This is a genomic window from Clostridium sp. 1001270J_160509_D11 (assembly GCF_015667935.1).
Lineage (GTDB): Bacteria > Bacillota > Clostridia > Peptostreptococcales > Peptostreptococcaceae > Intestinibacter.
In genome coordinates this window covers 1-6,082 of the sequence record NZ_JADPET010000162.1, presented here as the reverse complement: position 1 = coordinate 6,082, position 6,082 = coordinate 1, and the positions used below count along the sequence as shown (strand labels likewise).

The 6,082-nt window shown below is 27.9% G+C and carries 6 protein-coding genes; 1 reads left to right on the top strand and 5 read right to left on the bottom strand.

What is annotated here, in order from left to right; genetic code table 11:
• Positions 1 to 114: 114 nt before the first annotated feature.
• The 3 genes from I4U58_RS12140 to I4U58_RS12130 form a co-directional block, all read right to left on the bottom strand.
• Positions 115 to 804 carry an LrgB family protein gene (locus tag I4U58_RS12140; RefSeq protein WP_195931608.1) on the bottom strand — a complete coding sequence of 230 codons (690 nt, stop codon included), beginning with the start codon at positions 802 to 804 and terminating at the stop codon, positions 115 to 117.
• Between the two features lie 23 nt (positions 805 to 827).
• Complete coding sequence (locus I4U58_RS12135; RefSeq protein WP_195931607.1) at positions 828 to 1,214, bottom strand: CidA/LrgA family protein; 387 nt, start codon at positions 1,212 to 1,214, stop codon at positions 828 to 830.
• 367 nt (positions 1,215 to 1,581) lie between these two features.
• On the bottom strand, positions 1,582 to 1,920 hold the full coding sequence (locus I4U58_RS12130) for a phage holin family protein (protein ID WP_195931606.1): 339 nt from the start codon (positions 1,918 to 1,920) through the stop codon (positions 1,582 to 1,584).
• 192 nt (positions 1,921 to 2,112) lie between these two features.
• Here I4U58_RS12130 and I4U58_RS12125 point away from each other — a divergent pair, with 192 nt between their 5' ends.
• A complete protein-coding gene (locus I4U58_RS12125) occupies positions 2,113 to 3,177 on the top strand; it encodes a reductive dehalogenase domain-containing protein (protein ID WP_195931605.1) in 1,065 nt (354 codons plus the stop codon).
• A 253-nt stretch (positions 3,178 to 3,430) separates the two neighbouring features.
• On the opposite strand, the gene I4U58_RS12120 is transcribed toward I4U58_RS12125, so the two are convergent.
• Complete coding sequence (locus I4U58_RS12120; RefSeq protein WP_195931604.1) at positions 3,431 to 4,273, bottom strand: SH3 domain-containing protein; 843 nt, start codon at positions 4,271 to 4,273, stop codon at positions 3,431 to 3,433.
• 126 nt (positions 4,274 to 4,399) lie between these two features.
• Positions 4,400 to 5,761: a dicarboxylate/amino acid:cation symporter gene (locus I4U58_RS12115; protein ID WP_195931603.1), complete on the bottom strand. Its 1,362-nt coding sequence runs from the start codon at positions 5,759 to 5,761 to the stop codon at positions 4,400 to 4,402.
• Positions 5,762 to 6,082 lie beyond the last annotated feature (321 nt).

Sequence of the window (6,082 nt, the reverse complement as noted above, 5' to 3'; positions counted from 1 at the left end):
CTTTTTCTTTTACATCTATTATTATTGAATGTGGTATAGAAAGTTTAACTTTTACACTTTCTATGTATCTACTTTCAAAGATAAATTTCTTAGCTCTTAAAAAACTCTATTAAATTATATAAAATTAGCTAAAATAGGCACTAATATAACTGTTAAACATCCGCCTATACCAATTGATAAACTACTCATAGCTCCTTCAATTTCGCCAAGTTCTAAGGCTTTACTTGTTCCAACTGCATGAGCAGCAGTACCAAGAGCGACCCCTTTTGCTATAGGATGTTTAATTCTACCTATTTTAAGTACTGTTTCTCCCATTATATATCCTAAAATACCAGTAAGGATTATACAAACAACAGTTATAGATTGAATACCACCTAATATATTACTAAGAGATATACCCATTGGTGTAGTTATTGATTTTGGTAGTATTGAATATAATATCTCTGGGTTTGCATTTGCAACTTTACAAATTAAAACTACAGATATAAAAGATATAAATACTCCAGTAAGTATTCCTACTAATATTTCTTTCATATATTTTTTAAATAGGTGAAGTTGTCTGTATAATGGCACTGCTAAAACTATTGTAACAGGACCAAGTAAAAAGTTGATTGTATCTGCACCTATTTTGAAATTTTCATAAGGTATGTTTGTACCCTTTAAAAATAATATTATAAGTATTATTGCTATTAAAAGACCATTGCATATAGGATTTCTAGCTTTTTTTTGAATAAATAATCCTATATTATAGAAAATTATAATTGTAAGTAATCCAAATAATTGTGTATTTAATATTTGTTCCATTTCTCCGCCTTCTTTAATAAATATTAAGCAATTTCTTGCTGCGATTTTGCTTGTTTTTTCTCTTTTAGTTTTATCATAAATTCAACGCTTATTCCGCTACCTATCATAACTGCGATATTTATAAGTATTATACATGATAAAAGTAAAATAGCATTTTCTTTTATTAAACCTAAAGATTGAATTAAAGATACACCTGCTGGTATAAAGAATATACCCATATTTCCTAATAAGAAATCAGCGACATCTTTGATTTTTTCTTCGCTAATAATTTTAAATTGAAGCAGTAAAAATAGTATTATCATACCTAATATAGATCCAGGAATGTTTATAATATTTTTTATAAATTGACTTACAACTTCTCCTGCTGCCCAGACTCCAAGGAGAATTCCGATTTGATTAAAAATCTTCATTTTAAAACCTCCATATTTTTACCAAGAATAGAATATAAAAGATTTCAAGATTAAAACTAAAATTGGAAAATTTAGATTGATATCCTGATACATATTATTATATATTATCAAAATTGAAAAATCTATAGTACTGATATAGTGGATAAATTTAATACAATAGATATATAATGGATAATTTATAATAATAGTTGATTATTCAAAATTAAAATTAAAGTGCATATGAAATGGGAAAATGTTAACATTGTTTGGATATGAATAAAATAAAAAGATATTTTTGTGCAAAAAAATATGATTTTGAAATTTAAATACAAAATCATATTCTTGATAATTTATATATAGGTATCTATTATTAGTTATTTTCTATTTATCAATCAAATACATTGTAGAAAATAGTATTGACAATAGTCAATAAAATTGCTGCAAGTATTGCGTTAAAAAATCCACTTATATGTGTGCCTGGAACAATGCTAAAAGCTAATTTTAATACTATCCCATTTATTACAAATGAAAATAAACCCAATGTTAAAATTGTCATTGGAAGAGAGAAAAACTGAATTAAAGGTTTAATAAATACATTTAGGCATCCAAATATTAAAGTCAAGGTTATTAATGATGTCAAAGAGCCAATATACACACTGTCCATTAAAAGTGACACTATGTAAAGAGATATAGCATTAATTACAATAAATAAAGAAATTCGTTTCATAATAAAACCTCCCTTAAGAATTTAGTTTCCTTATAAATATTATACTACTAAAATCTAAAATTTATTAATTACTTTTTAAATGTGCTATACTAATTTTAGACATAAAAATACAAATAGATAATATATTTATTTAATAAGATCGATATTTTTAAAATGCTTAAAAAAAGATTTTATTGTAGGGAGGGGTTAAAATTGAATAGATCAGATGAAAGAGATACGATGTTTGCTAGAGCACATTATACACCAGGAAGTCAAGCGTATGAAGATTATTATAAGAGATTCCCAGAAAAAAAGGATATAGACGATAGTTTACGTCATAGACCAGATTTATGCCAAGAGGGAACTATGACTTATAATGAAGTAAATTCGCCAATGGGCTCAAGTGCATTTAAATTTTTAGCAGATATATTGCCGTTATGTGAAGGGGAAGTAGCGGATGAGAAAGTTGAGGTAAATCCTAAAACTATGACAAAGAGAATAAAGGGATTTGCTAAACATTATGGTGCTTGTGTAGTTGGAATTACAGAATTAAAAGATTATCACATATACACACATAGAGGAAGAATAGAAAGTGATTATGGAAAAGAAGTAAAACTAAATCATAAATACGCTATTGTTTTTGGATGTGAATTAGATAAAGAGATGATAAATAGAGCACCTATGATATGTGAAGTGATTGAAACTACAAAATCTTATGTGGATGCATCTATTATAGGAATGGTTTTATCTTATTATATAAGAAGTTTGGGATATGATGCGAGAAATCATATGGATAAAAATTATTTAGTAACTCCAGTGCTCGTAGCGAAAGATGCAGGATTAGGCGATATAGGAAGAAATTCTGTACTTACAAATAAAGATTATGGTTCAAGATTAAAATTGGGAGTAGTAACAACAGATTTACCGCTTGAAGTAGATGAATATAAAGACTTTGGCCTAGAGGATTTTTGTAATCTATGTAAAAAGTGCGCACATAACTGTCCATCACATTCTTTAGAAGTAGGACCTAAGTTTGATGAATTAGGAAATTATAATTGGAAAGTAGATAAAGAAACTTGCTATGTAAAGTGGAGATATCTAGGAACGGACTGTGGTATGTGTTTATCTGTATGTCCATTTAGCCAAAAGTTAGAGACAATAAAAAATGCAGATACTTTTAAAGGAAACGAAGAACTTATAAAAGAAGCATTAAAAGAATATAAAAAGAAATTTGGGCAAAGAGTATTTGTGCCGGGAAACCCAGCATGGCTTAGATAAGAATTATAAAATCATAAAATATAATAAAGATTACAAAACAAATTAGATAAAATAAACATTAAATAGGGATTTGTAAAATAAAATTACAAATCCCTATTTAATGAAAGTAAATCCTAAAAACATAATCTATAATTCATTGGTAATTAATTTTTTAGCAACGGAATCTATAATTTGTGGGCAGTAACCTTTAAGCAACGGACGAAGTCGTTGGCGACAACCTTTAAGCAACGGACGAAGTCGTTGGCGACAACCTTTAGTTAATTACAACTGTTGTAGTATCTAATATATTAGTATAAATCCAATGAGCATTATCAACAGCTAGTCGGATACATCCATGAGTTATAGCTTCTCCTAAAGTATCATTTATAATTTCTGTTCCTTGAGGATTAAATAAAACTGAATGATAATAATACCCACCTTTTATTCGAGTAGCGTATTTTACACGATATGAATCGGAGCCAAAGTAAGGTTTTCGACCAGATATATAAAATGTACCTTTTATGGTAGGCGTTTCAGGTTTTCCTATTGAACAAGACCATTTATAAAGTAAATCCCATTTATTATCAACTGTTTTTTGAAAAATATAAGTTAATTTATTTTGTAAATTTGTAGTTATTAAGTTATCGGTAGGACTTTTGATATTATTATCGTTTACAAATTGAGTCATATCTGTATTAAAATACTCAAAGTCATAGCTACCTGGTGGATTTCCATCATCTGATAAGAAGTAATTAAATATGTATCCTTCTTGGTCATTATAAATAACATTATCCCAATCACCAGTTGATTTTAAAACTTGAACTCTTGATTTAGTTGGGACAACTCCAAGTGAATTAGATTCAGAAGAAGGCAATGATCTCAGTAAAACATCTGTCCAAGTATATTTAGTAGTGGAGAGATTACCATTATATACATAACCTATTTGGTTGTCATAGCTGACTTTATACCAATCTTCAGCTGCATCAATAATACTGATTTTAGAACCGGCTGGTATGACGGTAATTATATCACCTGATGTGGATTTACTTTTTCTTAGATTTATATTTTTTAATGCATATTTATAATTTTCATCTGATTGCCTGTTATAAATTCTCATAATATCCTCCTTATATTAAAATTTGTTTAATTTTAATATATTTATATGAATATATGGATTTAATTATGAAAAAGAAACAGCTTGTCAATTCAAACAAGCTGTCTTTTATATATGTAATTATTATTTTTATGAATTATAAATATCTTTATTTAAAGTGTTTTCAGAGTGAGAAACAACTAAAGCTGTTGCAGCATCTCCAATAACATTAAGAGCTGTTGTATACATATCCATTGGTCTATTTATCGCTATTATTAACGCATATGCGATAAGTGTAGCATCGTTAGTATATCCCATACCAGATATTACAGTAAATAATACGATCATTGATGAACCCGGTGCAGATGGTGTACCGATTGATGCCATAAGAGCAAGTGCTGCAATTACTAGCATATTTGGAAGTGTTACCTCATATCCTGAACTTGCGGCGATAAATATTGAACCAACTACTTGCATTATAGCAGTACCGTTCATATTAATTGTCATACCTAGAGGAAGGACAAATGATGCAACATCTTCACTAATTCCAAGTTCTTCTTCTGAAGTTTTTAAGTTTAATGATAAGGCAGCAGCTGAAGATGCAGCAGATACAGCTAAAAGGGCAACCTTACCCATCTTTTTCATAAAAGTAATTGGATTTAATTTAGTGTTAAAATAAATAAATAGTGGATATGAGAATATTAAACAGATTGTAGCTGCTATTGTAACTGTTGCAAGATAAGCAAAGGCAGGTTTAAGATGTTCTACACCGTATACTGCGAATGTTCTTGTTATTAAAACGAATACAGCAACTGGACCAAATTTAAATATTACAAAATTTAAAAATGTAATTATTATATTATTAATATCCGTAAGTATATTTTTTAGGACTAAAATTTTGTCTCCTAGTTGGTTTATACAAAGACCAATAACTACTCCTAAAAATACTATTGATAAAACTCTACTATTTGTAGTCATTACAGTACCTATATTATTTGGGACTGCATCAAGTATAACCATCAGAGGATTTGTAGTAGAAGCGACTTCTGCTGTGCCTGAGCCTGATATTGAGACATTAAAAAATCCTAAATGATAAGTAATAAACCCACATATAATTGCAACTGCCAATGCAATAAATGATGTTGTCAAAAATCCTAATAATGTTTTACCAGAAATACGACCTAGTTTTTTTGTGTCACTGATTTCACACATAGCAAGTGCTATGGAACAAAAAATCATTGGCACTATTATTAGTTGAAGACAGTTTATAAATAATTGACCGATTATATAAAATAAACCTATTGAATTTTGTCCCTCTTCTGTACTTATATCTTGAAAAAATAAGCTATTTATAACATCCCATGTATTTTGGTGTCCATTATTTATTAAACTCTCCCTTAGAAATAATAGTAATCCTCCTACTAATAATCCGGCAACAAGTGCTATTGCCATTTTTCTAGCTAATGTATTAACCTCCTGGTTTTGCTTGCTTGTTAAAGCTTCAGAAGTCATGTTAAATCCCCCTTTAAATAATTTAATATGTTTATTATTTATTATATATAATATGATAGTTAATATTTTAACATAAGTCTAATAATTTTTGATATTTAAATTGATAGATATATTTCATAAGAAAAAAGAATTATAAATAAAAAATATATATTTATTACTAACTATAGATACAACGAAAAGAGTAATGAATAAATCTATAGATTAAGGATTTAACTATAGAAAGTATTATTAGTAAAAAATTAAAAAATAAAATTTAAATAGCTAATTATGAAAATTTAATTATTAGGAGGATTTATTATGTATTCATCAGTCGATACGATT

What these genes read in the sequence shown, in the direction of transcription:
- I4U58_RS12140 (WP_195931608.1), bottom strand. Translation starts at nt 804, where the DNA reads ATGGAACAAATATTAAATACACAATTATTTGGATTACTTACAATTATA.
- I4U58_RS12130 (WP_195931606.1), bottom strand. Translation starts at nt 1,920, where the DNA reads ATGAAACGAATTTCTTTATTTATTGTAATTAATGCTATATCTCTTTAC.
- I4U58_RS12115 (WP_195931603.1), bottom strand. Translation starts at nt 5,761, where the DNA reads ATGACTTCTGAAGCTTTAACAAGCAAGCAAAACCAGGAGGTTAATACA.
- I4U58_RS12135 (WP_195931607.1), bottom strand. Translation starts at nt 1,214, where the DNA reads ATGAAGATTTTTAATCAAATCGGAATTCTCCTTGGAGTCTGGGCAGCA.
- I4U58_RS12120 (WP_195931604.1), bottom strand. Translation starts at nt 4,273, where the DNA reads ATGAGAATTTATAACAGGCAATCAGATGAAAATTATAAATATGCATTA.